This window comes from Amycolatopsis keratiniphila, assembly GCF_000400635.2.
GTDB lineage: Bacteria > Actinomycetota > Actinomycetes > Mycobacteriales > Pseudonocardiaceae > Amycolatopsis > Amycolatopsis keratiniphila.
The window spans coordinates 5,899,859-5,925,240 of the sequence record NC_021252.1 but is presented as its reverse complement, the minus strand read 5'-3'; the positions used below and the strand labels follow the sequence as shown (position 1 = coordinate 5,925,240).

The following is a 25,382-nucleotide window of genomic DNA, read 5'->3' as shown; positions in this document are numbered from 1 at the left end:
AGTTGATTCCGGGGCAGGTGGTTGCTTGTGTCCGATGGCGTCCTCAGCCGATTCCTCGCCCTCTCGCCGGAGCGACGGCGGGGCCTGCTCGGCCGGTCCGCCGAGGAGCTCCCGCGATTGCCTCGTCCGCCGCTTCCCGCCAGGTTCCCGGTCTCGCCCGGTCAACGCTCGCTTTGGTACCTGTGGCGACTTGCCCCGAGCGGTGCCACCTACAACGTGCCGTTCGCCTATGACCTGCATGGCGATCTGGATATCAGCGCACTGCGCACGGCACTGGCCGGACTCGTCACCCGCCACGAAGCGCTGCGCACGACGTTCACCGACCGTCCGGAGGACGGCAAGCCGGACGACGGCGACCTGGCCCAGGTCGTGCACCCGCCTCGCGCGGTCGAACTCACCGTCGAAGCCGTGCCGGACCTGCGCGGCGCGCTCACCGCCGCCCTGCGGGCCGGCCGCGGCCCGTTCGACCTGCGCCGCGGTCCGCTCTGGCGCGCCCGTGTCTGGCGCTACGCCGACCGCCGCCACCTGCTTTCCTTCGTCTGCCATCACATCGTGGTCGACGACCGGTCGAGCGCGCTGATCGAGCGGGACCTCGCCGCCCTCTACGCGGCGGCCGTCACCGGGAGCCCGGACGCGCTGCCGAATCTGGTGGTCCAGTATGCCGACCACGTGGCCGGGCGCCGAGAGAGTGAGTCGGACCTCGGTTACTGGCGCGCGCAGCTGGCGGATCTGCCGGTCGTCGACCTGCCCGCGGACCGGCCGCGGCCGGTCCGCGCGACGCAGGCCGGGGCGACCGTGGACGTGCCACTGGCGGCCGGAGCGCGGGAAAGCCTCGACTTCCTGGCCGCGAGGTTCGGCGTTTCGCCTTTTGTCGTCGGGTTGGCCGCGTTCGCCGAGCTGCTCGCCGCGGAGACGGGCCGATCCGGTCTCGTGATCGGCACGCCCGTGGCCGGCCGGGACCACCCGGCGGTCGAGAATGTGGTCGGCTACTTCCTTGACACCCTCGCGCTCCGCCTTGATACGGGTGGGCGCGACTTCGCCGACCTTGTCACGCACGTGCGCACCGTGCTCGCCGACGGCCTGGCCCACCAGGGGGTCGCCTTTCCCGAAGTGGTCCGCGCACTCGGCGTGCCACCGTCGGCCGCGCGCCATCCGCTCTTCGACGTGCTCTTCACGCTGGTCGACACGCGTGAGGGCCCTCGCTCCTGGGCTGGGCTCGACATGCACGCGGTGCCTCTGCCTGCCGCGGGTGCCCCGTTCGACCTCACGGTCGCGCTGGTGCGCAGGAGTGCGGGTCTGACAGTGGGCCTGCGCTACGCCTCGGATCTGTTCGACGAATCGAGAGTGCTCGGCTGGGGGCGCCGGTTTGGCGAGATTCTGATCTCGAAGGCTGAACTCTTTACCTAATCAACTACAGTCACTATTGTTGACTGTAGTTGATGACGGGAGGGTGGGCATGACCGCGGAACCGCACGCCGGTGTCCGGCTCGTCGGAGTGGGCACCGCGACCCCATCGGCGTCGTACACACAGGACGAGGTGCTGGCGCTCAACGACATCCAAGACCCGAGGGTCCGGTCGGTCTTCGCCAATAGCGCGATCGACCGGCGGCACCTGAGCCTGAACGTCGACGCGGAGACCGGCCGAGTCCGGTCGGAGACCCAGGGCGAGCTTCTGGCCAAGCACCGCGCGGTCGGACTGGACCTCGGCGGCGCCGCGCTCGCCGACTGCCTGCGCGGCCTCGACGCGGGGCTCGCCGACATCGCCCACATCTCCTGCGTGACGTCAACAGGGCTCTTGACGCCCGGACTGAGCGCGCGGATTTCCGCCGAGTTCGGACTTCGCTGGGACATAAGTCGTCTCGACGTCGTGGGCATGGGCTGCAACGCGGGCCTGAATGCGCTCAACACCGTGACAGCCTGGGCGAGCGCGAATCCCGGCGAGCTCGCCGTTCTGCTGTGCGTCGAGGTCTGTTCCGCGGCCTACGTTGTCGACGGCACCATGCGCACCGCGGTGGTCAACAGCCTCTTCGGTGATGGCGCGGCCGCGGTGGCCGTGACCACCGATCCGGCGGCGGAGAGCCGGGGCCCGGAGGTGCTCGGTTTCGCGAGCTGCCTCATCACGGAAGCGATCGAAGCCATGCGTTTCGACTGGGATGACGACCACGGCAAGTTCAGCTTCTATCTCGACCGCGAGGTGCCGTACGTCGTCGGCGCGCACGCCGAGAAGGTGGTCGCCGCCCTGCTGGACGAAGCCGGGTTGCAGCGTTCGCAGATCGCGCACTGGGTCGTGCACTCGGGCGGGAAGAAGGTGGTTGACTCCGTCCGGGTCAACCTCGGACTCACCCGCCACGACGTACGGCACACGATCGGGGTGCTGCGTGACAACGGAAATCTCTCCAGCGGGTCCTTTCTCTTTTCCTATCAGCGGCTGCTCGACGAGTGCGTGGTCTGCCCGGATGAGTACGGCGTGCTGATGACCATGGGGCCCGGCTCGACGATCGAGACGGCCCTTGTCCGGTGGTAACGACTGACGGAGAGCGCTGAAATGGCTGGCATTGACGATTCAACCGGGGCGATCGTGCTCGACCTGCGGGGCCTGAGCGAGCTGACGGGGGCGTTGATCGAGCGGATCAACACGGCGTGTGACGGCGCCGGGTCGGCCGGGGATATCGCACTGGTGCTGGTACTCGGCGGCGAGGGGACCGGCCCCGCCTGGCCGGGGCCGGTGGGCATCCACGCGGTCAACCGGTGGGAGAAAGCGCTACGCCGGGTCGAGCGGCTCGGCGCGCTGACCGTCGCCGCCGTGTCCGGACGGTGCGTCGGCCCGGCGGTCGAACTGCTGCTGACCACCGACTACCGGGTCGCGGCTCCCGACACGGTCCTGCGTGTCGCGGCGGACTCCGGTGGCGCGTGGCCGGGCATGGTCCTGCACCGGCTGGCCACCCAGATCGGCGCGGGCCGAGCGAGAGGGCTTGCCCTGTCCGGCGCGACGGTTTCGATGGCCAAGGCTACGACCCTCGGATTGGTCGACGACGTCGCCGAGGACCCTCACACACACGCACTGTCGGCGGTGAAAGCCGGAGGCCTGGTCGCCGGGCCGGAGCTGGCCGTGCGGCGGGGGCTCGTGCTCGACGCGGTGACGACTTCGTTCGAGGAGGCACTGGGCGCGCACCTCGCCGCGTGCGACCGGGAACTCAGGCGCACCATGGCCATACCCGGAGTGGGAGTGTGATCGCGCCACCGTGCTGGACCGAGCGAGCACTTTCGCTCGTCGGTGACCTCGATACCGACGCGAGCGCATTGGCCGGATTCACGGAGGCCGGGGAACGGGTGCTGGGCGCGTTGCCCGCCAAGGTGCGACGCGATGACGAAGAGCGGCACATGGCCAACGAGATCCACCAGGCGTGCCGCCGTGCTCGGATGGCGTTTCTCGCGTTGCACGCCACCGCCGTGTACGACCGGCTGACCGCCGACCGAACCCGGTTCATGCGCGTCCGCGAGCTGGCTGACGTGGCAGCCATCGCTTTTCCCGGACTGGCGCCCACAGCGGCGCAGCTGTTCGCGGAGCGCGCGGTTCTCCAGGTGAACAAAGAAGGTCGAGAAGTCGACCAGGGCATATTGTTCGCCGCGTTTCTTGCTTCACCCGGCGTGGGCACGCACTTGATCCGGGCGATGCTACGGCCCACCGAGCGCGCTGAGCGGTTGCTCGGAGATTTCCGTCGCACTGGTGAGGCCGACCTCGGCAAGGTGACCGTGCGGCGCATCGGCTCGGCAGGGCATGTGACGCTCCACGACCCGCACCACCTCAACGCCGAGGACATGCGCCTCGTCGACGATCTCGAGGTTGCCGTCGACCTGGTCTTGCTGGACCCCGGTAGCCGGGTCGGCGTGCTTCGCGGCGCACCCGCGACCCATCCGAAATACGCCGGACGGCGCGTGTTCAGCGCGGGCATCAACCTGATCGACTTGTGGCACGGCCGCATTCCCTATGTCGGTTTCATGCTGGGCCGTGAGCTGGGCTGCGTTCACAAGCTGTTGCGCGGCCTCGAACCCGAGACGGGCACACCGGTCGAGAAACCGTGGGTCGCCGCTGTCGACACGTTCGCCATCGGCGGTGGGACCCAGCTGCTTCTGGTCTGTGATCACGTGATCGTCGCCGACGATAGTTACTTGAGCCTGCCGGCCGCGCAGGAGGGCATCGTCCCCGGGCTGGCGAACCTGCGCCTGACCAGGCACGGCGGCGCCCGTATGGCCAGATCGTTACTCCTCGGTGGGGCGCGCTTGGCCGCCACCGATCCGGTGGCCATCGCCTTGGTCGACCGGGTGGTCCCGGCCGCTGGAGTCGACGATGCCGTCGACGACGCGGTCGCGGCACTCGGCTCCCCGGCGATCGTGGCCAACCGCCGGATGTTGCGCGCGGCGGAAGAGCCCTTGGACCTGTTTCGCGCCTTCATGGCCGAGTTCGCCCGACTGCAGGCCGAACGGTTGTACTCGGACGACGTGCATGCTCGGCTAGAGCGCTCATGGGCGCACCGATGACCCGCGTGGTGTTCGCCGAGGACGGTCTGCACGGCTCGGTCGGCGATCCAGTGCTGGGCGGGGTGACCTTCCTCAACGAGGTCATGTCCCGTTACCCGGACGCCATTTCGTTCGCCCCAGGAGCTCCGCATCCCGACTTCGTGTCCACTGTGGACGTCGCTGCCAGCCTGCGCCGCTTTGAGCGCCACATCCAGGAGACCCGGCACTGGTCGCCGGCCCGGGTGCGCACGTGGCTGCACCAATACGGGCCAAGCAGGGGCCTGATCAACGACCTGCTCGCCGACGCACTACGCGCGGATGTCGGCGTCGATGTCGACCCCGAGGCGATCGTGGTCACCGTCGGCTGCCAGGAGGCGATCCTGCTGACGCTGCGTGCCCTGTTCGCCGGGCCGCGTGACCTGTTCGCGGTGGCCGACCCGTGCTACGTCGGGGCCGCGGGTGCCGCGCGGTTGTTGGACATTCCGGTCGTACCCATCCCCGAGACGGTGGCGGGCCTCGACCTCGATGCGCTCGCCGGAAGCTGTGCCGCCGCACGCCGGAGAGGGGAGCGGGTGCGTGCGCTCTATGTGGCGCCGGACTTCGCCAACCCATCGGGTTCGGTGCTCGGCCTCGCGGCACGGGAACGATTGCTCGACCTCGCCGAGCGCGAGGACCTGATGATTCTCGAAGACAGCACATATGGCTTCACCGCCAGGCCCGGCGCGGTGCCACCGCCGTTGAAGGTCCTTGATCGGTATGGTCGGGTACTCCATCTGGGCACCTTCGCCAAGATCGGCCTTCCCGCCGCCCGGGTCGGCTACGTCGTCGCGGACCAGACCGTGGTCGGTCCCTCCGGAACCAGGATGCTCGCCGAGGACTTGGCGGCGATCAAGAGCATGGTCACGGTCAACACCTCACCGATCGGGCAGGCCGTCGTCGGCGGTCTCCTGCTGGAGTACAGCGGGTCCATTGCCGCCTTGGCTGCGGAGAAGGCCGAGCGTTACCGGCATTCCCTCGATCTGTTGCTCGCGGAACTCTCAGAACACCTGCCGCCGACGGTGTCCTGGAACAACCCCGTCGGCGGGTTTTTCGTCCGCATCAGCGTGCCGGTCCCGGCTGACACCGCATTGCTGGATCGCTCGGCCCGTGAGTATGGCGTGCTGTGGACCCCGATGCGCCAGTTCCACCTCGCCGGCGGCGGCACGCACGAATTGAGACTGTCCTGCAGCTTCCTCGACGACGACCGGATCGTCGAGGGCGCTCGTCGCCTCGGCCGTTTCCTCACCGACCTTCCGCACCTGTGAAAGGAAGAATCCATGCTCCCGCTGACCGTCATGCTGAGTGTCGCGACCGCGCTGACCCCGATCCAGACCGGTTCTCCGGCCGCACCCGACTGCGGCTTCCACGAGATCTGCGTGTGGTCGGGCACCGACTACACCGGGACCAAGGCCTTCGTGGAGTCCGTGGGCACACCGTGCCTGACGGCCTCCTCACTGGGCCTCCCCGCCATCCGGTCGGTCGACGACAACCATGAGTACAAAGTGGTCACCCTGTTCAGCGACACCGCTTGCGCGGTCGCTGCCACGCCGCACTACGTGGGACCGACCGACTCGGCTCGTTCGGTCACCCCCGCGGCGCGCAGCGTCCAGCTGATGCCTTTGCCGTCCGTGCGCTGAACCGCCACCGCACCCGTTCCGTATTGGGGGTAAAGATGACGAATGGCGCACCCGTCGCCGATCTCGCCGCCGCGCTGATTCCGCGTTGGCAGGCGGCTGAGGCAGTTCGCCGGTGGGAGAACTGGGGCCCTGCCGTGACCGTGGACCTCGCCACTCGAGTCCGCGCGCTCGCCGCCGAGCTGGAGGTGCCGGCGGCGGTCCTGTCGCTGACCGCGCACGTGGCCGTGCTGCATGCGGTGTCCGGTGAGATGGAACTGCTCGTCGGCACTGATGGCGACGTGCTCGCTGTGTCCGCAGCCGACTGCTCATGGCGCGAGCTGGTCGCCAGGGTGCACGCGGCGGTCCCGGTGCCAGGCGCCAAGGCGGAGACGGTCTTTTCCCACTGTGGCCACGACGATCTGATCGCCGACGAGGTGGTGCTACGCGTGCGCGTGGGCGAAGCGCTCGGGTTGGCGTTCGACTATCGAGCCGACCTGTTCGCCCGTGAGCACGTGGTCAGGCTGGCCGGCTACCACGTCGCGGCCTTGACCGCGCTGGCCGACGGGCCAGATGCGGCGCATGGTGACGCAGAGTTGTTGTCTGCCAACGAAAGTGCCTATCAGTTGGACGACTTGGCCGGCCCCGTAAGGTCGTTGCCCGACCGGCGTTTCGCGGATCTCGTCGCGGAGCAGGCCGGTCGAACCCCGGACGCGGTCGCTGTCGTCGCGGGTGATGACGAGTTGACCTACGCTGAGCTCGACCGGCGTGCCGACCGGATCGCCCGCGGCTTGATCACGCTCGGTGTGGCGGACGAGGACGTCGTCGCCGTGGCCAGCAGCCGCACGATCGACTGGCCGGTGGCCGTGCTCGGGGTGTTCCGCGCCGGTGGAGTGTACCTGCCTATCGACCCGAAGTATCCCGAAAATCGCGTCAAGACCTTGATCGAGCGCAGCGCCTGCCGGATCGTGGTGGCCGACCCGGATGTGACGGGGGTCTTCACGACCGGGGGCATGGCGGTCACCGTGACCACGGTGCCCGATCTCTTGGACGGAGATCATCCGGACGGTCCTGTCGAACGGACGGTCACCGCCGGGCAACTCGCATATGTCTACTTCACTTCCGGCTCCACCGGGCAGCCCAAGGGCGCGCTGTGCGAGCACGGCGGGATGCTCAACCACCTGCTCGCCAAGATCGAGGACTTCACCGTCGGCCCGGCCGATGTGGTGGCGCAGAACGCGCCGCTGTCCTTTGACATCTCGCTTTGGCAGCTCATCGCCGGATGGGCCGTGGGCGCCAAGACGATCATCGTGCCCGACGCAGCCATTCGTGATGTGACCCGTTTCCTCGAAACAGTGCGCGGTGCGGGCGTTACCGTTCTGCAGGTCGTACCGTCCTATTTGGACCTCTTGCTGCGCCATCTCGGTGAGGACGATGAACGCCTCGACAGCCTCCGCATCGTCAGCGCCACCGGTGAAGCATTGCCGATCAAGTTGGCCGACCGGTGGTTTCAGCGGTTCCCTGGTGTGCCGTTGGTCAATGCCTACGGCGCGACCGAAGCCTCTGACGACACCACGCACGCGGTGCTGACGAAACCGCCAGAGGGGGGTGTCATGCCCTTGGGCGATCCGATTCGCAACGTGCACGTGCGAGTCGTCGACGAGCGCTTGCGGCTGCGGCCACTCGGTTCGTCCGGCGAGATCGTCTTCGCCGGCGTCTGCGTCGGCCGGGGTTATCTCAACGACATTGAGCGCACCGAGGCCGCGTTCGTCGCCGACCCGGTCCGCCCGGGTGAACGCCTCTACCGCACCGGGGATATGGGCCGATGGGGGCCAGGGGGCACACTGGAATTTCAAGGCCGCCGCGATGAGCAGGTCAAGGTCCGCGGTCTTCGGGTCGAACTCGGCGAGGTCGAGAGCTGGATGCTGTCCGCGCCCGGCGTGCGTGGTGCGGCCGTGGTGGTCAAGGACGGGAACCTGGCTGGGTTCTACACCGCCGAGACCGAAATCGACTTCACCACTCATCTGGCTACCGGGCTGCCCGCCCACATGGTGCCCAGGTCACTGCGCCGGCTCGACGTGCTTCCGTTGAACGCCAATGGAAAAGTGGACAAGAAGGCCCTTGCCGCGCATGCCGCTCCGAGCACCACCGATCGTGTCGCGCCGCGCACGGTGCTCGAGGAACGCATTGCCGCGGCGTGGTCGCAGGCGTTGAAGGTGCCCATCGAGCGGATCGGTGTCCACGACGACTTCTACGATCTGGGCGGTAACTCACTCGCCGCGATCTCGGTGGTCGCCGATTTGGACGGCCTGATCACCTTGCAGGCTCTCACGACCACCCCGAAGCTGGGCGACCTCGCTGTGCACGCCGCCGGACCGGCCTTGCCGATGTTGGTGCACGACCTGTCCGGCGGCATGACCGACGCCGCGGCCGGCACTGTTCTGTGCCTGCCGCCGGCGGCAGGCAACACCATCCATTACCGGCCGCTGGCTCACGTGGCGGCCCAGCGAGGACTACGGGTACTGGCCGCTGAGCTGCCTGGCCACGACCTCTGGAGATCGGCAGAGCCGCTGGCCGCACTCGAGGCCACCGCGGACCGGATCGTCGCCGATCTTCAGGCCACCACCGACGGGCCACTGGACCTGTGGGGGCACAGCGCGGGCGCCGCGCTCGCGCTGGCTTGTGCGCATCGGCTCACCGCCGAAGGTCGTGAGCCACGCCGAGTCTTCCTCGGCGCGCCACCCCCAGCCACGGCCGCCGCTCTCGCCGGCTACCGCGCCGAGATCGCGGCCACCGGCGATGAGGCCCTCTTCCAGACGCTCGTGCGTCGGCATGGTCATCGGGACCTCGTCACCTTCTCCGAGGACAAGCGCGCGGCCTTGTGCGCGATGTTCCGTCACGACGTCGACAACGCCGCGCGATACCTCGCCGAGCAGCATCCCCGCCTCACCATGCCGGTCACCCTGGTGGCCGCCGCGGACGACGACAGCGATACCGGCCCGGCGGGCTGGTCTCGGTTGGCCACCTCTGTCACCCTCCACGAGCTCCCCGACGGTGGGCACCTGTTCCTGCGGACCCGCTCGGCCGATGTCGTGGACTTGCTCGTCGGGGGTGTGCTCCGATGAGCGCGTTGACCGGCCGTCTTGCCGAACCGCCCGCGGATCTGCTCCTCCACGAGATCTTGGAGCCGCAGTTCAGATTCGAGGCCGCGTCGCTGCTCGACGGATACGTCCATGCCGAAAAGGCGTTGCTGGTCGAGGCCCGCCGTTTGAGGCTGGTGACCCCGGAAGCCACGGCGCGGATCGCCGCTGTGCTTCACCGGCTCACTCCGGACGAACTGTCCGCCGATCCGGGCGCGAACGCGGCCGATCTCGCTTTCGCCATAGAACGCCATGTCCTCGCGGGGCTCGCCGATATCGCCCCTGCCTGGCGCGCTGACCGCAGCCGCAACGATCTGCAAGCCGCGGCTCATCTTCTTTACCTGCGCACCGGTGTGCTGGATCTCGCCGACCGGCTGTTGCGTTTGGCGGCGGCCGCCCACGACCTCGCCGCGCGTGGGATCGACCAGGTGATGCCCGGGTACACCCACGGCCAGGCTGCCCAGGCGATCAGCCCGGGGTTCGCCTTCGCCGCGATCGGCGAGCAGATCCTCCGTACCGGACGTGCCCTGCTGTATCGCTACGACGAGGGCAATCTGTCCCCGTTGGGAGCGGGCGCGATGGCGGGCCAGGAGCAGCCTTGGGACCGGGCGGAGCTGGCCGACCTGCTCGGCTGTGCGGGCCCGTGTCCGCATGCGCTGGTGGCCGTCGCCGGCCGCGGGTGGCCGCTGGAGGTCACCGCTGAGCTGTCACTGTTCGGGCTCGTACTCGGACGGCACATCACCGACTTGATGACTTGGACCGGAGCCGGCCACGGGTTCTTCGAACTCCCGGACCGGCTGAGCGGGATTTCGTCGGCGATGCCGCAGAAGAAGAACTACGTGGTGCTCGAACGGATCCGCGGTCGTACCGCCCATCTGTCCTCCCTGCACCTGTCGATCGTGCTGGCCCAGCGCGGCACGGCCTTCGCCAACTCCGTCGAAGTAGGCAAGGAGGCCATGGCATTTATGCCCCAAGCGCTGGCGACGGCACGGTCTGTTCTGGCCCTGACCGAGGCCGTGTTCAACAACCTCACCCCGGTGCCCGAGCGGATGGCCGCCGCCGCCCGCACCGAGTTTCTCGGAGCGTTCTCACTGGCAAACCGGATGACGTTGACGGCAGGCATACCTTGGCGGCCCGCGCAGGTCATAGTCGGCCGGTACATCGTCGCCGCGATGGCGCGCGGCCTCGCTCCTGACACGGCAGACCCTGCCTTGCTGGCTGAGGCCGCCGACGCCGAGGGCTACCCCCTGCCCGATCCGTCGGCTCTGCTGGCCGGGGTGTTCGAAGCGGAGGCGAATCTCCTGAGCCGGGCCACCTCCGGCTCCACCCACCCAGACGCGGTTCGCGCGCTACTAGCTGACCAACAACGTGAAGCCGCGCGGCAGCGCGAGCTGTGGGCGGACAGGCGGGCCCAGGTCACCGACGCCATGGCCCGTACCGATGCGGCCCTCGGCCTGGTGCCCGATGATCGGAAGGAAACCCGGTGACCAAACCCAGCGTGGTTGCCGGACGCGACCTCAACCGTCGGACGGCCGAAGGCACCGCGTTCGGCACCTTCGGCGAACTACTGCAGGGCGCCATCGACGAACCGGGTGTGGATTTCCTGGTCACCCTCCCCATCACCCTGAGTGCCACCGCGAGCTTCGAGCACGACCCGGCGGGTACCGAACTGTGGGTGCAGCCGTCGCATAAGGTCAAATCGCGTCTGCTGGCCCAGCGAATGCTGCAGCGGTGGGGCGCGGTGCCCTCGGGCACACTCCGGCTGACCGGCAACTTGCCCGAGGGTAAGGGCCTGGCCAGTTCGTCGGCCGACCTGGTAGCCACCGCGCGCGCGGTGGCCGCGGTGTTCGGCAAGTGGATCTCCGGCGCGGACATCGAAGACCTGATCCGCGGCATCGAGCCTTCCGATGGCGTTATGCACCACGGGGTCGTTGCCTTCCACCACCGCCGCACCGAGCTGCGCCGACCGTTGGGCACACTGCCGCCGTTGGCGATCGTTGCCGTCGATGAGGGCGGCATGGTGGACACGATCGAGTTCAACCAGGTGCGTAAGCCGTACACCGCCGAGGACCGACACGAATACGGGCTGTTGCTGGATCGGCTCACCCGGGCCATCGGCGAGCGAGATCTGCGGGCCGTCGGCGAAGTCGCCACCCGCAGCGCGGTGCTGAACCAGCGGCTGCGGGCCAAGCGTTCGCTCGGGGACATGGTCGACCTGTGCGCCCGCGTCGGCGGTCTGGGCGTTGTCGTCGCGCACAGCGGCACGATGGTCGGGATCCTCCTCGACGAGGGTGCGGAGGGCTTCGCCACCCAGACGGCCGAAACGATCACCGCCGTGTCGGCGAACTTCGGCTACGCGTCGTTGTTCCGCACGTGGCGTCCCGGCGACGGGGAGGGCTGACCAGTGCAGTACGAGGACATTGTGGCGGCAGTAGGCCACACGCCGCTGGTGCGGCTCGCGACGGACGATGTCGGCGGCACGGAGCTCTACGCGAAACTGGAGTTGCGAAACGAGTTCGCGATGAAGGACCGAGTCGCCAGGGAAATCGTGCTGTACGCCCGGCGCACCGGGGAACTGTCGCCCGGAGCGCCGATCGTGGAGAGTTCGTCGGGCACCATGGCGCTGGGCCTGGCGCTGGTCGGCGGCAGGCTGGGGCACCCGGTGCACATCGTCACCGATCCCCGGATCGACCCGATCACCTTGGCCAAGCTCAGCGCGCTCGGCTGCTCTGTGCACGTCGTGGACTCGATGGTGGGCGGCAGTTGGCAGAGTGCCCGGCTAACCCGGCTCGCCGACCTGCGCGCCGAGCTTCCGGGGGCGTTCTGGCCCCGGCAGTACGCCAATCCCCGCAACCCTGCCGCGTACCGCGCGTTGGCCGACGAGCTGCTCGCCGACCTCGGCGGTCTGGACGTGCTCGTCGGGGCGGTCGGCAGCGGGGGCTCGCTGTGCGGCACCGCGCGGGCACTCCGCGAGACCTTGCCCGGGCTGCGCGTCATCGGAGTGGACGCCACCGGCAGCGTCCTGTTCGACCAGCCGGACCGGCCGGGCCGGACGCAGAGCGGGCTGGGCAACAGCCTGCGGCCGGACAACCTGGACCCGACGGTCATCGACGAGGTGCACTGGCTGGGCGACCGCGAGGCGTTCGCCGCCACTCGCGAGCTCGCCGCAGAGCAACAGATCTTCGGCGGCAACACGTCAGGCTCGGTGTACCACGTCCTGCGGTGGCTGGCGCGGACCGCGCCGGGCGTCCGGGCGGTCGGCATCCTGCCCGACCGGGGAGACCGCTACGTCGACTCCGTTTACAACGACGGCTTCTGGGCCGAGCGCGGGCTGCTGGCCGAGGACGTCTCCGCGGAACCGGCCGAAGTACCCTATGGCACCGTCGTGCGCAGCTGGTCCCGCTCGCGGCTGCCCGTGCGGGAGCGGCTGGTGTTCATCGAGTCGAACACCACCGGCACCGGGATGCTGGCGCTCGCCACCGCCAGGGAACTCGGGTACGAGCCGGTCTTCTTCACCGATGACCCCGCGCGGTACCCCGAACTGACCGATGCGCGGATCCAGGTCGTCCGTTGCGACACCGGCTCCCACACGGCCCTGCTGGACCTCGTGTCGCGATGGGCCGAGCGGACCACTGTCGCCGGAGTCACGACCACCAGCGAGTTGTACGCCCAGGCCGCGGCCGAGGTCGCCGAGGCCCTCGGCTTGCCCGGCCCGCGTCCTTCGGGGGTCGCCGCGTGCAGGGACAAGGCGCGCACCCGAGAGATCCTCACCGCGGCAGGACTGACTCAGCCTCTCTACGTCGAAGTCGACGATCCGGCGGAGGTGGCCGCCGCGTGCGCCGTCGTCGGGCTGCCCTGCGTGGTCAAGCCCGTCGGCGACACCGGGTCGATGAACGTCAGGCTCTGCGACGACCCGGACGAAGCGGCCGCGCACGTGGCACACATCCTGGGCGTCACCCATAACGTGCGCGGCCAACCTGTATCGCGTCGGGTTCTTGTCGAGGCGTTCGTTCCCGGTCCCGAAGTGAGCGTCGAGACGGTCACCTTGGACGGCGTGACCCAGTGGGCCGGCGTCACCGAGAAACGGACGACCGCCGGCCCGCACTTCGTCGAGACCGGCCACGTGTTCCCAGCGGGGCTCGCTCCGAAGGCCGCGGCCGCGGTCACCGATGCCGTCACCCGCGCGCTACAGGCCGTGGGTCTGGACCACGGTGTCGCCCACACCGAGGTGCGGCTTGGCCCAGCCGGGCCAGCCGTCGTGGAGATCAACCCGCGCCCGGCCGGCGGGATGATCCCCGAGCTCGTCCGCCTCGCGGCCGGAGTCGACCTGCTCGACCTGCACCTGCGGCTGTCCGCCGGGCAGCGGGTCGGACCGGTTGCCGCCGCCGTGGACACGCACACCGCGATCCGGTTCCTCCTCGCTCCGGAGGAGGGTGTGCTCGTCACAGTGGGAGGTACGGACCGGGCGTGGCGGGTCGCCGGCGTGCGCGACATCGCAGTGGGCGCCACGGCGGGAGCACGGGTGCGCCCGCCGCGCAGCGCCTACGACCGTCTCGGCCACGTGATAGCCGCGGCCGGCGACCGTGCGGGCGCGCTGGCCGTCGTCGACGCCGCACTGCAGACGCTGACCGTTGTCGTCGAGCCTGACTCAAGTACCAGCCGATCGGGAGATGCCATGTCCATACCGTCCGAAGTCGTCAAGAAGCAGGTTCTCGGCTGCTACGCCGTGGTGTTGCCGGGGATCGAGGTCGGGGATGACGACGACTTCTTCGAGCTCGGTGGCGACAGCCTGGGGCTGATCCGAGTCGCCACGCTGGCCCAGCAGGAGGCTGGCGTCGAGGTCGACGTCAGGACGTTCTTGGAGAAGCCCACGCTGGCCACTCTGGTCCAGGTGCTCACCCGCGTCGACAGCGGCGCCCGGTGACGGCCGGGCTCGTCCGGTCCCGCACGCACCAATGGATCGGTGGCGCCTGGACGTCCGCGGCCACCGAGGAGGAACTGGCCGTCGTCGACCCCAGCTCGGAACAGCCGCTGGCCACAGTGCCCGACGGCGGCGCCGTCGACGTCGATCGCGCCGTCGCGGCGGCGACGGCGGCGTTTCCCTTGTGGGCGGCCGCTTCCGGCGAGGTCCGCCGCCGCGTGCTGGCGAAGTTCACCGAGGGCCTTCGGGACCGCGCGGACGATCTCGCCGCGGTGATCACCGCCGAGGTCGGTGCCCCCGTGGTGATGGCGCGGCAGGCCCAGGTCGGACTGGCGGTCGCCTTCGTCGAGAGCTTTCCCGAGGTGCTCGACCGATTCGTCCAACGTGAACAGGTCGGCAACTCGTTGGTGCTGCGCGAGCCGAGGGGCGTGGTCGCGGCCATCACGCCGTGGAACATGCCACTGCTGCTCGCCCTGCAGAAGGTCGTGCCGGCGTTGCTGGCGGGGTGTACCGTCGTTCTGAAACCGAGCGAGCTGACCCCGTTGCACGCCTATCTGCTGGCAGAGGTCTTCGCCGAGGCCGACCTTCCACCGGGCGTGATGAACCTGGTCGTCGGTGGACCCGCCGCGGGTGCCGCGCTGGTCTCCCACCCGCTGGTCGACATGGTCACCTTCACCGGTTCGACGGGTGTGGGCAAGGAAATCATCCGCGCCGCGGCGGACACCATCAAGACCGTCCAGCTCGAACTCGGCGGCAAGAGCGCCTCCGTCGTGCTCGACGACGCGGATCTGGGCACCGCCGTGCGGGCGACGGTCGACCAGATGTCGTTCAACTCGGGACAAGCCTGTCTGGCCTGGAGCAGACTCCTCGTACCGCACGACCAAGTGGCCGACGCGGTCGAACTGGCGGCGGCGACGGCCGACGGGTACCAGGTCGGTGATCCGCGCGACGCCGCCACGGAGATCGGTCCGCTGGTGTCCGAGCCGGCACTCGAGCGGGTGCGCGACCACATTCGCCGCGCCGAGCGCGCAGGTGCCCGCTTGGCCGCGGGCGGCGCGGACCCGGTTCCGGGTTTGACCAGGGGTTACTATTTGCGTCCCACCGTATTCGGCGGCGTCGACCCGCGTTCCGCGCTGGCGCAGGAAGAGGTCTTCGGTCCCGTGCTGGCGGTCGTCGGCTACGACACTGAGGACGACGCCGTTCGCATCGCCAACGACACCCGGTACGGATTGCATGGGGCGGTGTGGTCGGGCAGCACGGATCGGGCGGTTGCCGTCGCAGCCCGATTGCGCACGGGCCTGGTGGACGTCAACGGAGGCCCGTTCAACGTGCTCGCGCCGTTCGGCGGGTACAAACAGTCCGGCACCGGCCGTGAATGCGGCTTGCCGGGACTGGAAGCGTTCTACGAGACCAAGTCGGTGCAGCTGCCCAGGCACCTCTCACTGCCGGTGGGCCCGCGATTGCGTGCCGACGGTTAGGTGCATGTCGTGGTCGGTACCGACGGGTCTGTGCCGAATTCCGCGATCGCGGCCGCGACATTCGATGGCAACAGTCGCCTGAGCGCGGCCGGCGACGGCTTTCCCTCTCGGGTCGTATCGACTTAAGGTAGGTTGGTGTGAAAGATGTTCAGTATGGTGAATCCGCAGCTTTGATCTATGATCGGCTCTTGGGTGAGCCGAGTTACGTCACCGGTATGCTTGCCCGTTTGCCTGAATTGGTGACCGGCGCTCATGTGCTCGAACTCGGTGTTGGAACCGGGCGCGTGGCGACCTGGGTATCGTCCATGGCGGCGAGTCTGGTCGGTGTGGACAATTCCGCTCCGATGTTGCAGGTATTTCGGCGCAAGGGTGTTCCCGGCAATGTCACGCTGGTCGAAGCGGATTTCCGTGACCCGTTGCCTTTTCGGATGTCCTTTGATGTCGCATACAGCGCCTTGGGTTCCTTCGCGTACTGCGCCACCAAGGAAGAACTTGTCGCGGCGCTGGCCGGTGTCGCCGACCGTGTTTCCCCCGGATCGCCTCTGTGCTTCGAGTATTACTCGGCCGAAACCTATCGTATGCTCTTGCGGTCCGGTGGCTTCACCATTTCTTCGTCGAGCGGGAACCCGGTGAGCATCGAATTGGCCCAGCCCTCCGGGGGGGATGTGATGACGATGCGCACTACCACGTCCACCGAGGCCGGGGCCGTGACTCTCGACGAGAACGTCCTTCTGCTCGGGCCGGATGAGCTGGCCGATGGTCTCCGGCGGGCGGGCTGGGAACTATCCGAATCCCATATTCAGCGAGGCCATCCGTTCGACTGGTTCATGGCCAGGAAGAAGCAATAGTCCGATTCCGGATACGCGCCGTGATGGTGCGGTGCGGGTGGCACGCCGATTCCGGGCACCCGCACCGCCGGCCTCAGCCGACCGCGTTGGCCATTGGTTCGTGGGCTCCGTCGCGGATGGCGCGCAGGGGGCTGGCGATGACGAACACCGCGCCACAGCAGATGATCGCGGCCGCCACCACAAGCCCGGGCAGAGTGCCGAACACGGTACCGATGAGACCGCCGGTGAGCCCGCCCAGCGTTCCGGTGCCCCACACGACGGAGAGCGCGGTCCCGTTCACCCGGCCCATCATCTCCGGCGGGGTGATCCGCTGAACCAGGCTGAGGGTGTGGATGTTGAACACCGAGTCCGCGAACCCGGTCAGAAATTGGCAAACCAGCATGGTGACCAGTGCGGCGTCGCGTCCGCCGATCGGCAGCAGCAGATAGCTGAGCCCGGTGAGCAGGATCGCCAGCGTCAACGTTCGGCCTACGGTGAGCTTCCGGGAGATCGCGCCGGATGTGATCGCGCCCAGGATGAGGCCGACCGTGCCGACCGCGAACGCGAGGCCGACCACACCCGGGCTCAGTTTCCCGTAGTCGTAAGCGAACACCAGCATGATCGCGGCACCGGACGCCACTCCGAGGTTCACCGTGGTCGTCGCGAACATCAGGTTGCGCAGCCGAGGGTCGGCCATCAGCATCGCCAACCCTTCCCTGGCCTCCCGTAGCGCGGAGCGTGGCTTGTCCTGCGCCGGCGCGGGATCCTCGCGGTGACGCATCAGCAGCAGTGAGATCAGCGAGGCCAAAAAGGACAGTGCGTCGGCCAGGATGGCCAGCGCGTTGCCCAGGAACTGCATCAGACCGCCCGCGGCCGCCGCGCCGCCGACCTCGGCGACGGCGCGCGAGGTCTGCATGCGTTCGTTCGCGGCCACGATCCCGTCCGGTCCGGCGAGGGCCGGGATGTAGGACTGGGCGGCCACTTCGAAGAACACCGTCAGCGTTCCGACCACGCCGGCGACGACGAACAGCTGGCCGAGCGTGAGGATGTCGAGCAGGTAGGCGAGTGGGACGTAGCCCATCGCCAGCAGTCTGCCGACGTCCGCCCAGATCATGATCTTCCGGCGTGAAGTCCGGTCGACCCACACACCGACCACGGAGCCCAGCAGCACGAACGGCAAGAAGCGCAGAGCGGCCAGTACTCCGACATCCCATGCCGTTCCGCCGAGACTCAGCAGCGCGACAGTGGGCAGGGCGACCCGCGACGCCTTGTCACCGAAAGCGCTGATCGTCTGGCCGATCCACAGCTTCCGGAAGTCGCGAGGGTGGGCGAAAAGTGACTGCATAACCGTCCAATCATGCGAAGAAGGCGAGCGTACGATCGGATAGACGACAGAGCGGTGTCGGTTGTCGGACTTCGATCGGAGGAAAATGAGCCAGCGGCGTTTGGTCGGATCCGGCGGGATCGCGGGCATGACTCAGCTGCACCAGGCGGTGCCCTTGGTCGAACGTCAGCACGCGATCATCGAACTTTTGCGGGTGCGTGCGCCGCGCCGTGTACAGGGTGCGGATCTCGCGACAGCGACCGGTGTGAGCCAGCGGACGGTGGAGCGGGACATCATCCGCCTTCGCGAGGCCGGCGTGCCCATCTCGATCCACCGCGGGCCCGGCGGCGGTTACAGCATCGACGCGCGGACCGTGCTGCCGTCGATCTCGCTGACCCCTGGTGAGGCTTCCGCGCTGATCGCCTCGTTGGTCGCGGTAGGTCCGTACACATCCGCCGCGGCGCAATCCGCGCTGGGCAAGGTGTTGACCGCGCTCGCCGACCGATAGTCACCTCTACTAAACTGTAGATGATACAGTTATGACTCCAGTCAAATTGAGGAGTGGGGTTGACTTCTCGCGTTCTGTACGAAAAACGTGGGCGAGTCGCGTACGTGACCCTCAACCGCCCGGAGGTGCTCAATGCGCTGGACCTCCGTGCCCACGCCGAGCTGACCGAGGTTTGGGACGACTTCGAGGCGGACGGCGACTTGCGCGTCGCAGTGCTCACGGGCGCCGGGAAACGGGCCTTTTGTGTCGGACAAGACCTCAAAGAGCTGGCTGAGCGTCGTCGTGCCGGGCACGATGTCAGAAGCACGATCGGCAGTCTCGGTCGTCCAGGCTGGCCTCGTTTCACCGAGCGGTTCGACTTCGTGAAGCCGGTCGTCGCCAAGGTGCGCGGTCATGCGATAGGCGGTGGTTTCGAGCTGGCGCTGGCCTGTGATGTGGTTGTGGCGGAGGTGAGAGCGAGTTTCGCGTTACCGGAAGTCCGGCTGGGCCTCATCGCGGGGGCGGGCGGCGCGATCCGCCTGCCCAAGCAGATCCCGTATCGAATCGCCATCGGACATCTGCTCACCGGCCGGGCGATGAGCGCGGCCCGGGCGTACGAACTCGGGTTGGTCAACGAGGTCGTCTCCGAACCTGAACTGGACGCCTCCGTTGACGCCTGGGCGGACGAGATCGCCGCGGCCGCCCCGCTGTCGGTACTCGCCACGAAGGAGGTGGTGTCGAAATCGCACCACCTTGCCGTCGACGAAGCGTTCATGACCCGCTACCACTGGGAGGAGAGGCGGATGTGCAGTGCGGACGCGGCCGAGGGCGCGGCGGCGTTCGCGGAGAACCGGCCACCCCATTGGCGGGGCTGCTGAAGGAGCTCTGCGATCTCGGTCGGCTGTGGGCGCGACGCGGCCGGCTCATGGACTCGGTCCATGACGTTGACGTGGTAGTTGCCTTTCGGTGGCAAGGAATCGCTCAGCGTGCGGCGGCCAAGACCAGTTCGAGGTAGTCACGCGAAGCCCGCCGCCACGATTCCAGTTCCAGCTTCTCGTTCGCCGCGTGCATTTCCCCGGGATCTCCCGGCCCCCAGATCACGATCGGCGCGCCGCCCACGGACCCGGCCAAAGCCGAGGCGTCCGTGAAGTAAGTGGCGGCGGGCGCGGGCGTCTGGCCGGAGAGAAGCTCCGGCAGCCGCGCCGTCCGGACGGCGGGCAGATCGAGATCCACCTCCGCGCTGATGTGCGGATCGAGTGACGAGGCCCAAGCGATCGACGGCGCTCCACCGTCCACAGTGCGCACATCCAGTGTCAGAACCGCCGACGCGGGCACGATGTTCGTCGCGGTCCCGCCCTCGAAGGTGCCGACGTTGACGGTTTCCTCGCCCAGGTAGTCGTCGGCGGCCAACGGCAGGGAATCGAGCGCGCCGAGGGCCCGGTCGGCGAGCAACCGGATCGCGTTGCGGCCGAGACGGGGCGTGGAACCATGCGCCGCCTTCCCCTCCGCGGCGAGCCGCAGCCAGGTGGCGCCGCGGTGGCCGAGCGAGACGCGGTTCCGGGTCGCCTCCGGCACCACGACGATCCGCGGCGTCAGCTCCAGCGAGGCCGACGCCTCGGCCGCGCCCCGGCAGCCGATCTCTTCGTCGCTGGTGATGAGGACCTGCGCCGGCGCACCGGCTTCCGCGGCGTTGCGCAACGCGGCCAGTGCGGCGACCAGCCCGCCCTTCATGTCGACGCTGCCGCGGCCGTGCAGGAACTCCTCGTCGACGTCCGCGGAGAACGGGGCGCGGTCCCACAGCGCGGGGGAGCCGACGGGGACGGTGTCGATATGGCACACGAACAGCGGCCCGTCGCCGGATTCGGTACCGACCAGCACCCAAGGTCGCCCGGAGGTGGAGCGCCGCAGCACGCGGACACCCGGGGCGGCGGTGGCGTAGGAGACGGCCAGTTCCTGCGCGGCGGCCTGTGCGGCGCTGTCGCCGGAGGTGGTGTCCTGGCGCACCAGATCGCGCAGCAGCGCGAGGGCTTCGTCGGTCATGCGGAGTACTCCTGGGTCGATTCACGGACGACGAGCCGCATGGAGAGCACATGATCGCCCGCGTCGCGGCCGGCCGCGAGGCGGGTGATCTCGTCGACCGCCTTGCGGGCCATCTGTTCCGTCGGCTGCGCGACGGTGGTCAGCCGCGGCGACGTCCATTCGCCGAGGGTGATCCCGTCGCAGCCGATCACCGAAAGGTCTCCCGGCACCGAGATCCCGGCGCGGCGGGCCGCTTCGAGCAGGCCGACCGCGGCGATGTCGCTGGCGGTGAACACGGCTGTCGGCGTCGCGCCGGTCCGCGCCATATGCGCGAAGAAGTTCATGCCGAACGCCGAGCTGAAGGCGCCGCGCACGATCATCGCTTCGTCCGCCTCGATCCCGTGCGACTTCAGCGCGGCCCGGTAGCCCGCCTCGCGCTGGTCGGCCGTGCGCAGCCCGGCCGGTCCGCCGACGTGGGCGATCCGCCGGTGGCCCTGGGAGAGCAGGTGGGTGGTCGCCTGGTAGGCGCCGCCGAAGCTGTTCGCGGTGACGTGCGCGATCCGCGGTCCGGCCGCTTCGACGTACTCGTCGAGGAAGACCACCGGGAAATCGCCTGCCAGGCGGCTGGTGAAGGCTTCGTTGGTGGAGTTCATCCCCAGGTAGATCAGCCCGCCCACGTCCTGCACGCGCATCAGGCGCTCGACGGCGGCGCGCTCCCGTGACGGCGAAGACCCGGTGAGCGCGGTGAGCACGTCGACGCCGTCCGTCGCGGCGGCGTCGACCACGGCGTCCGCCAGCGTGGAGAAGTACGGGTTGTCCAGCGACGGGACCACCAGGCCGAGGCTGAGGCCGGTCACCTGTTTCCGCACGGGCGGATGCCCTTCGGCCGACAGCGCGGCGTCGATGCGCCGGGCCGTCTCGGAGGCGACGTTGAGCTCCCCCTTGACATACCTCGACACCGTCGACACGGCCACTCCGGCCTCTCGGGCCACCTTCGCCAGCGACATCCGGCTCCTCCCCGTTGAGCGTTGACGGCGACTGCGACCGCATCTTATATTGGCGGCGTTGCGCTAAGTTGCGCAACATACGCAAAGGCTTTTCGCCCGAAGGAGTCGTCGATGGTCAAGGTCCTGCTAGCCGGGGAGTCGTGGGTCAGTGCGACCATCGATCACAAGGGATACGACCCGTTCGCGCACACCCAGGTGGAGATCGGGTGCGAGCGGCTGCTGGCGGCGCTGGCGGCGGAAGGGGTCGAGGTGACTCATCTGCGTTCGCACGACGTGGCCGAGAAGTTCCCGCAGACGCTGGAGGAGCTCGACGCCTACGACGTCGTCCTGCTCTCCGACATCGGCGCCAACACGCTGCTGCTGCACCCGGACACGTTCACCCGCGGCCGTCCGACGCCGAACCGGCTCAAGCTGCTGCGCGAGTGGGTCACGAACGGTGGCGGCCTGATGATGGCCGGCGGCTACCTGAGCTTCCAGGGTTTCGAGGGCAAGGCCAATTACCACCGGACGCCGATCGAGGAGATCCTCCCGGTCGACATCGACCCGTACGACGACCGCGTCGAGACGCCGGAGGGCGTGCGTGCCCAGGTCGTGCGGCCCGGGCACCCCGTGGTCTCCGGCCTCGACCAGGAGTGGCCGATCCTGCTGGGCTACCAGCACACCACGCTGAAGCCGGACGCGGAGCTGCTCGCCACCGTCGAGGGCGACGTCATGCTGGCCGCGCGCCAGGTCGGCCGCGGCCGCACCCTCGCGTTCACCTCGGACATCTCCCCGCACTGGGCTCCGGAGGAGTTCATGGCCTGGAGCGGCTACGGCAAGCTCTTCGCGCAGGCGATGAGCTGGCTCGCCGGTCGCGAAATCTGAGCCGCGCGCACTCGGGATCAAGGAGGATTCGATGAGTACGTCACCCACCGGCCGCGCGGCTTCGGTCGTCGTCCTGACGATTGCTACCGTCTTCGCCGGAATGCTCGGCCCGTTGCAGTCGCTCGTCAACGGACATCTCGGCACCGCGCTCGCCGACGGGCACGCCGCCGCGCTGGTGTCCTTCGGCACCGGCCTGGTGCTGATGCTGATCCTCGTGCTGGCACGCACCCGGACGCGCGACGCGTTCTTCCGGCTGCCCGGTCAGCTGGTGCGCGGGGAGATCCCGCGGTGGAACTTCTTCGCCGGCCTGTGCGGCGCGGTGATCGTGCTTTCCGAAGGTGTCACGGTGGGCTTCCTCGGGGTGGCGATCTTCCAGACGTCGCTGATCTCCGGCATGGTCATCTCCGGCGTGGTGTGCGACCGCCTCGGCATCGGCGTCCCGTTCAAGCAGGCGATGAGCGCGCCGCGCGTGGCCGGGGCGATCCTGGCCATCTGCGCCACGGTGCTGGTGGTCTCGCCGAACTGGTCGGCCCCGCACATGATCGCGCTGGCGATCATGCCGTTCGTCGGTGGCCTGCTCGCCGGCTGGCAGCCCGCCGGCAACTCCGAGGTCGGCCTGCTGTCCGGCTCGATGTTCGTGTCCATCACCTGGAACTTCCTCATCGGCTTCGTGGCGCTCGGCCTCGTGTACGTGGTGCGGATGGCGGTCTCGGGCGCGCACTTCACGTTGCCGGGCACCTGGTGGATGTACTTCGGCGGGCCGCTCGGCCTGATGTCGATCGCGTTGATGGCCTTGCTGGTGCGCGGGCTGGGACTTCTGTTGCTGGGGCTGGCTTCCACGGCCGGTCAGCTCATCGGGTCGCTGCTGCTCGAACTCGTCGCCCCCGCGGCCGGGTCCAGCCTCCACCTGGTCACCGTCATCGGTGCGGTCGTGGCCCTGGCGGCCGCGGCGATCGCGATGATCCCGTCCCGGCACACGGCCGAACCTGCGGTCCTCGCCCAGCCCGCCGAGGTGCGCCGTGGCTGAGGTGCGCGGTGTTCTCGGACCGGTCGACGCGGCGGACCTCGGGCTGGTGCTGCCGCACGAGCACCTCTTCAACGATCTGTCCTCCGCGGTCGCGGAGCCCTCGTACGCCTCCACACGGCCGCTCGCCGAGGCGGAAGTGGGACCCGGGTGGCAGTTCCTGCTCCGCCAGGATCCCTACTGCTGCGCCGACAACGTGGCGGCGAAGGACCGGGCGAGCGTCGTGCGCGAGGTGACCGCCTTCGCCGCGGCGGGCGGCGGCACGCTGGTCGACGCGACCGGCAGTGCCGCGATCGGCCGGGATCCGCTCGCCCTGGCGGCGGTGGCCGAGGCCACCGGGGTCACCATCGTCATGGGCACCGGTGCGTACCTGGAGAAGTTCGAGGGGGAGCGCATCACCGCGGTCACCGTCGACGCGCAGACCGAGCGCATCCTCGCCGAACTGGACGAGGGTGCCGGCGAGACGGGGATCCGGGCCGGTGTCATCGGCGAGGTCGGCGTCTCGCCGTTCTTCACCGACGGGGAGCGGGCGTCCCTGCGGGCCGCGGCGCTCGCGCAGGCGGAGCGGCCCTCCGTGGGACTGAACATCCACATGCCGGGCTGGCAGCGCCGCGGGCACGAAGTGCTCGACCTCGTGCTGGAGGAATGCGGTGCGCTGCCGGGCAAAGTCGCGCTCGCGCACAGCGATCCGTCCGGTGAGGACCCGGGATACCAACGCGAGCTTCTCGAACGCGGCGTGCTGCTGGAGTTCGACATGATCGGCCTCGACATCTCGTTCCCCGGCGAAGGGGTCGCCCCGACGGTTTCCCAGACCGCTCGCGCCGTGGCGAGATGGGTGCACGAGGGCTTCGGCGACCGGATCATGCTGTCGCACGACCTGTTCCTCAAGCAGATGTGGACGCACAACGGCGGGAACGGACTCGTGTTCGTACCGACGATCTTCGCCGATCTGCTCGAAGCCGAAGGCGTGCCCGCCGAGGCCGTGGCACGGATGATGCGAGACGTCCCGGCCCGGTGGCTGACCGCATGAGCCGGGCAATAGCCGTGATCGCGTCGCTCAACGTCGATCACATCGTCCACGCGCCGCGCATCCCGGAGCCGGGGGAGACCCTGATGGGGTTTTCGACGAGCCGGGAGCTGGGCGGGAAGGGTGGCAACCAAGCGGTCGCCGCCGCCCGGCTCGGCGCGGAAGTGGCCGTGATCGGCTGCGTCGGCCAGGACGAGGACGGCGACGAATACCTGGCAGCCCTGCTCGCCGAGGGCGCCGACGTGACCCATGTGCGCCGGTCGGCGCTGCCCACCGGCCGCGCGGCGATCACCGTCGACGCGGAGGGCGTCAACTCGATCGTCGTGGTCTCCGGGGCGAACGCCGACATCCCGGCGGCCGCGGCCGAAGCGGCGATTGATGAGCTGCCGGGGCTTCGCGTCGTCGCAGGCCAGTTGGAGGCGGCTGCCGAAGCGACGGAACGCGCTTTCGCTGCCGCTCGCTCCCGTGGCGCGTTGACCGTGCTCAACACCGCTCCCGTCGGCGACGCGGCCGAAAAGCTGTTGCCGCTCAGCGATGTGGTGGTGGCGAACGAAATCGAGTTCCGGCAGCTCACCGGTCAGGATCCGTTCGACGGCAACGGTTTGCGGCGCGGCGGGGCCGAACTGTCCGCCGTGGGATGCCGGTGGGTGATCGTGACGCTGGGGGCCGCGGGCTGTGCCGTCCTCGACGCGTCGTCGTCCACGCACGTCCCGGCCGTCGCGGTACGGGCGGTGGACACCACCGCCGCGGGGGATTCGTTCGTCGGAGCGCTCGCCGCCCGGCTCGCGGAAATCCCCGGTGAGCCGACGACCGCGGATGTGGTGGCGGCTTGCGGTTTCGCGGCGAAAGTGGCCGCGGTCGTGGTGACACGGCACGGAGCGCATCCTTCGCTGCCGACTGCGGCCGAGGTCGCCGGATTCTCTTGAGGGATAAGGCGAACATCGCGTTCATGTCGCGAAACCCACTTTCCCGACCTTCAACGTGAGTAGTCCCCGTTCGTCCTGACGACCACACCCTCCACTCCTTCATGTGAACGGCGCGTTCTCGACTGTCACACAGGGAACGCTTGACGCCACCATCCGGATGACCCTGTC

General features: G+C 69.0%; 21 protein-coding genes. 18 read left to right on the top strand and 3 right to left on the bottom strand.

The genetic code is table 11. The annotated features are described in order from the left end of the window. Nucleotides 1-27: 27 nt before the first annotated feature. From AORI_RS67645 to AORI_RS67590, 12 genes are all read left to right on the top strand, one after another. A complete protein-coding gene (locus AORI_RS67645) occupies nt 28-1,407 on the top strand; it encodes a condensation domain-containing protein (protein WP_158509140.1) in 1,380 nt (459 codons plus the stop codon). Between the two features lie 49 nt (nt 1,408-1,456). Beyond that, the gene (dpgA, locus tag AORI_RS67640; protein ID WP_016335654.1) at nt 1,457-2,524 is read left to right on the top strand and encodes a 3,5-dihydroxyphenylacetyl-CoA synthase DpgA; all 1,068 of its coding nucleotides are present in this window, start codon (nt 1,457-1,459) and stop codon (nt 2,522-2,524) included. Between the two features lie 21 nt (nt 2,525-2,545). Then, nucleotides 2,546-3,232 (top strand): enoyl-CoA-hydratase DpgB, encoded by a 687-nt coding sequence (gene dpgB / locus AORI_RS67635; RefSeq protein WP_043848240.1) that lies wholly within the window; start codon nt 2,546-2,548, stop codon nt 3,230-3,232. Further along, nucleotides 3,229-4,539 carry an enoyl-CoA hydratase/isomerase family protein gene (locus tag AORI_RS67630; protein WP_016335652.1) on the top strand — a complete coding sequence of 437 codons (1,311 nt, stop codon included), beginning with the start codon at nt 3,229-3,231 and terminating at the stop codon, nt 4,537-4,539. Before dpgB ends, AORI_RS67630 begins: the two co-directional genes overlap by 4 nt. Continuing rightward, nucleotides 4,524-5,822, top strand: a complete 1,299-nt coding sequence (locus AORI_RS67625) for an aminotransferase-like domain-containing protein (protein ID WP_016335651.1) — start codon at nt 4,524-4,526, stop codon at nt 5,820-5,822. The genes AORI_RS67630 and AORI_RS67625 overlap by 16 nt, the downstream gene beginning before the upstream one ends. 12 nt (nt 5,823-5,834) lie before the next feature. Continuing rightward, on the top strand, nt 5,835-6,194 hold the full coding sequence (locus AORI_RS67620; protein WP_016335650.1) for a peptidase inhibitor family I36 protein: 360 nt from the start codon (nt 5,835-5,837) through the stop codon (nt 6,192-6,194). A 35-nt stretch (nt 6,195-6,229) separates the two neighbouring features. After that, on the top strand, nt 6,230-9,295 hold the full coding sequence (locus AORI_RS67615) for a non-ribosomal peptide synthetase (protein WP_016335649.1): 3,066 nt from the start codon (nt 6,230-6,232) through the stop codon (nt 9,293-9,295). Then, nucleotides 9,292-10,797, top strand: coding sequence for a lyase family protein (locus tag AORI_RS67610; RefSeq protein WP_016335648.1), 1,506 nt, complete (start codon nt 9,292-9,294; stop codon nt 10,795-10,797). Before AORI_RS67615 ends, AORI_RS67610 begins: the two co-directional genes overlap by 4 nt. Then, nucleotides 10,794-11,711, top strand: a complete 918-nt coding sequence (locus AORI_RS67605; RefSeq protein WP_016335647.1) for a GHMP family kinase ATP-binding protein — start codon at nt 10,794-10,796, stop codon at nt 11,709-11,711. The genes AORI_RS67610 and AORI_RS67605 overlap by 4 nt, the downstream gene beginning before the upstream one ends. Nucleotides 11,712-11,732: 21 nt before the next feature. Then, nucleotides 11,733-14,234, top strand: coding sequence for a pyridoxal-phosphate dependent enzyme (locus AORI_RS67600; protein ID WP_228688185.1), 2,502 nt, complete (start codon nt 11,733-11,735; stop codon nt 14,232-14,234). Further along, entirely contained in the window at nt 14,231-15,709 is a 1,479-nt protein-coding gene (locus tag AORI_RS67595; RefSeq protein ID WP_016335645.1) for an aldehyde dehydrogenase family protein, read from the top strand. The genes AORI_RS67600 and AORI_RS67595 overlap by 4 nt, the downstream gene beginning before the upstream one ends. A gap of 137 nt (nt 15,710-15,846) precedes the next feature. Next, nucleotides 15,847-16,557, top strand: a complete 711-nt coding sequence (locus tag AORI_RS67590) for a class I SAM-dependent DNA methyltransferase (RefSeq protein WP_123798524.1) — start codon at nt 15,847-15,849, stop codon at nt 16,555-16,557. 73 nt (nt 16,558-16,630) lie between these two features. Here the strand turns inward: AORI_RS67590 and AORI_RS67585 are convergent, their stop codons facing one another. Next, complete coding sequence (locus AORI_RS67585; RefSeq protein WP_016335643.1) at nt 16,631-17,881, bottom strand: MFS transporter; 1,251 nt, start codon at nt 17,879-17,881, stop codon at nt 16,631-16,633. Between the two features lie 127 nt (nt 17,882-18,008). Here AORI_RS67585 and AORI_RS67580 point away from each other — a divergent pair, with 127 nt between their 5' ends. Then, nucleotides 18,009-18,368: a helix-turn-helix transcriptional regulator gene (locus tag AORI_RS67580; protein WP_043848999.1), complete on the top strand. Its 360-nt coding sequence runs from the start codon at nt 18,009-18,011 to the stop codon at nt 18,366-18,368. A gap of 53 nt (nt 18,369-18,421) precedes the next feature. Then, nucleotides 18,422-19,225 carry an enoyl-CoA-hydratase DpgD gene (gene dpgD / locus AORI_RS67575; protein ID WP_081809709.1) on the top strand — a complete coding sequence of 268 codons (804 nt, stop codon included), beginning with the start codon at nt 18,422-18,424 and terminating at the stop codon, nt 19,223-19,225. 103 nt (nt 19,226-19,328) lie between these two features. Here the strand turns inward: dpgD and AORI_RS67570 are convergent, their stop codons facing one another. Beyond that, nucleotides 19,329-20,387, bottom strand: coding sequence for a M20 family metallopeptidase (locus tag AORI_RS67570; protein WP_016335640.1), 1,059 nt, complete (start codon nt 20,385-20,387; stop codon nt 19,329-19,331). After that, nucleotides 20,384-21,373, bottom strand: coding sequence for a LacI family DNA-binding transcriptional regulator (locus AORI_RS67565; protein WP_016335639.1), 990 nt, complete (start codon nt 21,371-21,373; stop codon nt 20,384-20,386). Before AORI_RS67565 ends, AORI_RS67570 begins: the two co-directional genes overlap by 4 nt. 111 nt (nt 21,374-21,484) lie before the next feature. On the opposite strand from AORI_RS67565, the gene AORI_RS67560 reads away from it, so the two are divergent. The 4 genes from AORI_RS67560 to AORI_RS67545 are packed head-to-tail and all read left to right on the top strand — an operon-like array spanning nt 21,485 to nt 25,214. After that, nucleotides 21,485-22,237 (top strand): glutamine amidotransferase, encoded by a 753-nt coding sequence (locus AORI_RS67560; protein WP_016335638.1) that lies wholly within the window; start codon nt 21,485-21,487, stop codon nt 22,235-22,237. Nucleotides 22,238-22,268: 31 nt separating this feature from the next. Further along, entirely contained in the window at nt 22,269-23,264 is a 996-nt protein-coding gene (locus tag AORI_RS67555) for a DMT family transporter (RefSeq protein ID WP_016335637.1), read from the top strand. Continuing rightward, a complete protein-coding gene (locus tag AORI_RS67550; protein ID WP_016335636.1) occupies nt 23,257-24,291 on the top strand; it encodes a phosphotriesterase family protein in 1,035 nt (344 codons plus the stop codon). Before AORI_RS67555 ends, AORI_RS67550 begins: the two co-directional genes overlap by 8 nt. Continuing rightward, complete coding sequence (locus tag AORI_RS67545) at nt 24,288-25,214, top strand: ribokinase (protein ID WP_200870933.1); 927 nt, start codon at nt 24,288-24,290, stop codon at nt 25,212-25,214. The genes AORI_RS67550 and AORI_RS67545 overlap by 4 nt, the downstream gene beginning before the upstream one ends. The last annotated feature ends 168 nt before the right edge of the window (nt 25,215-25,382 follow it).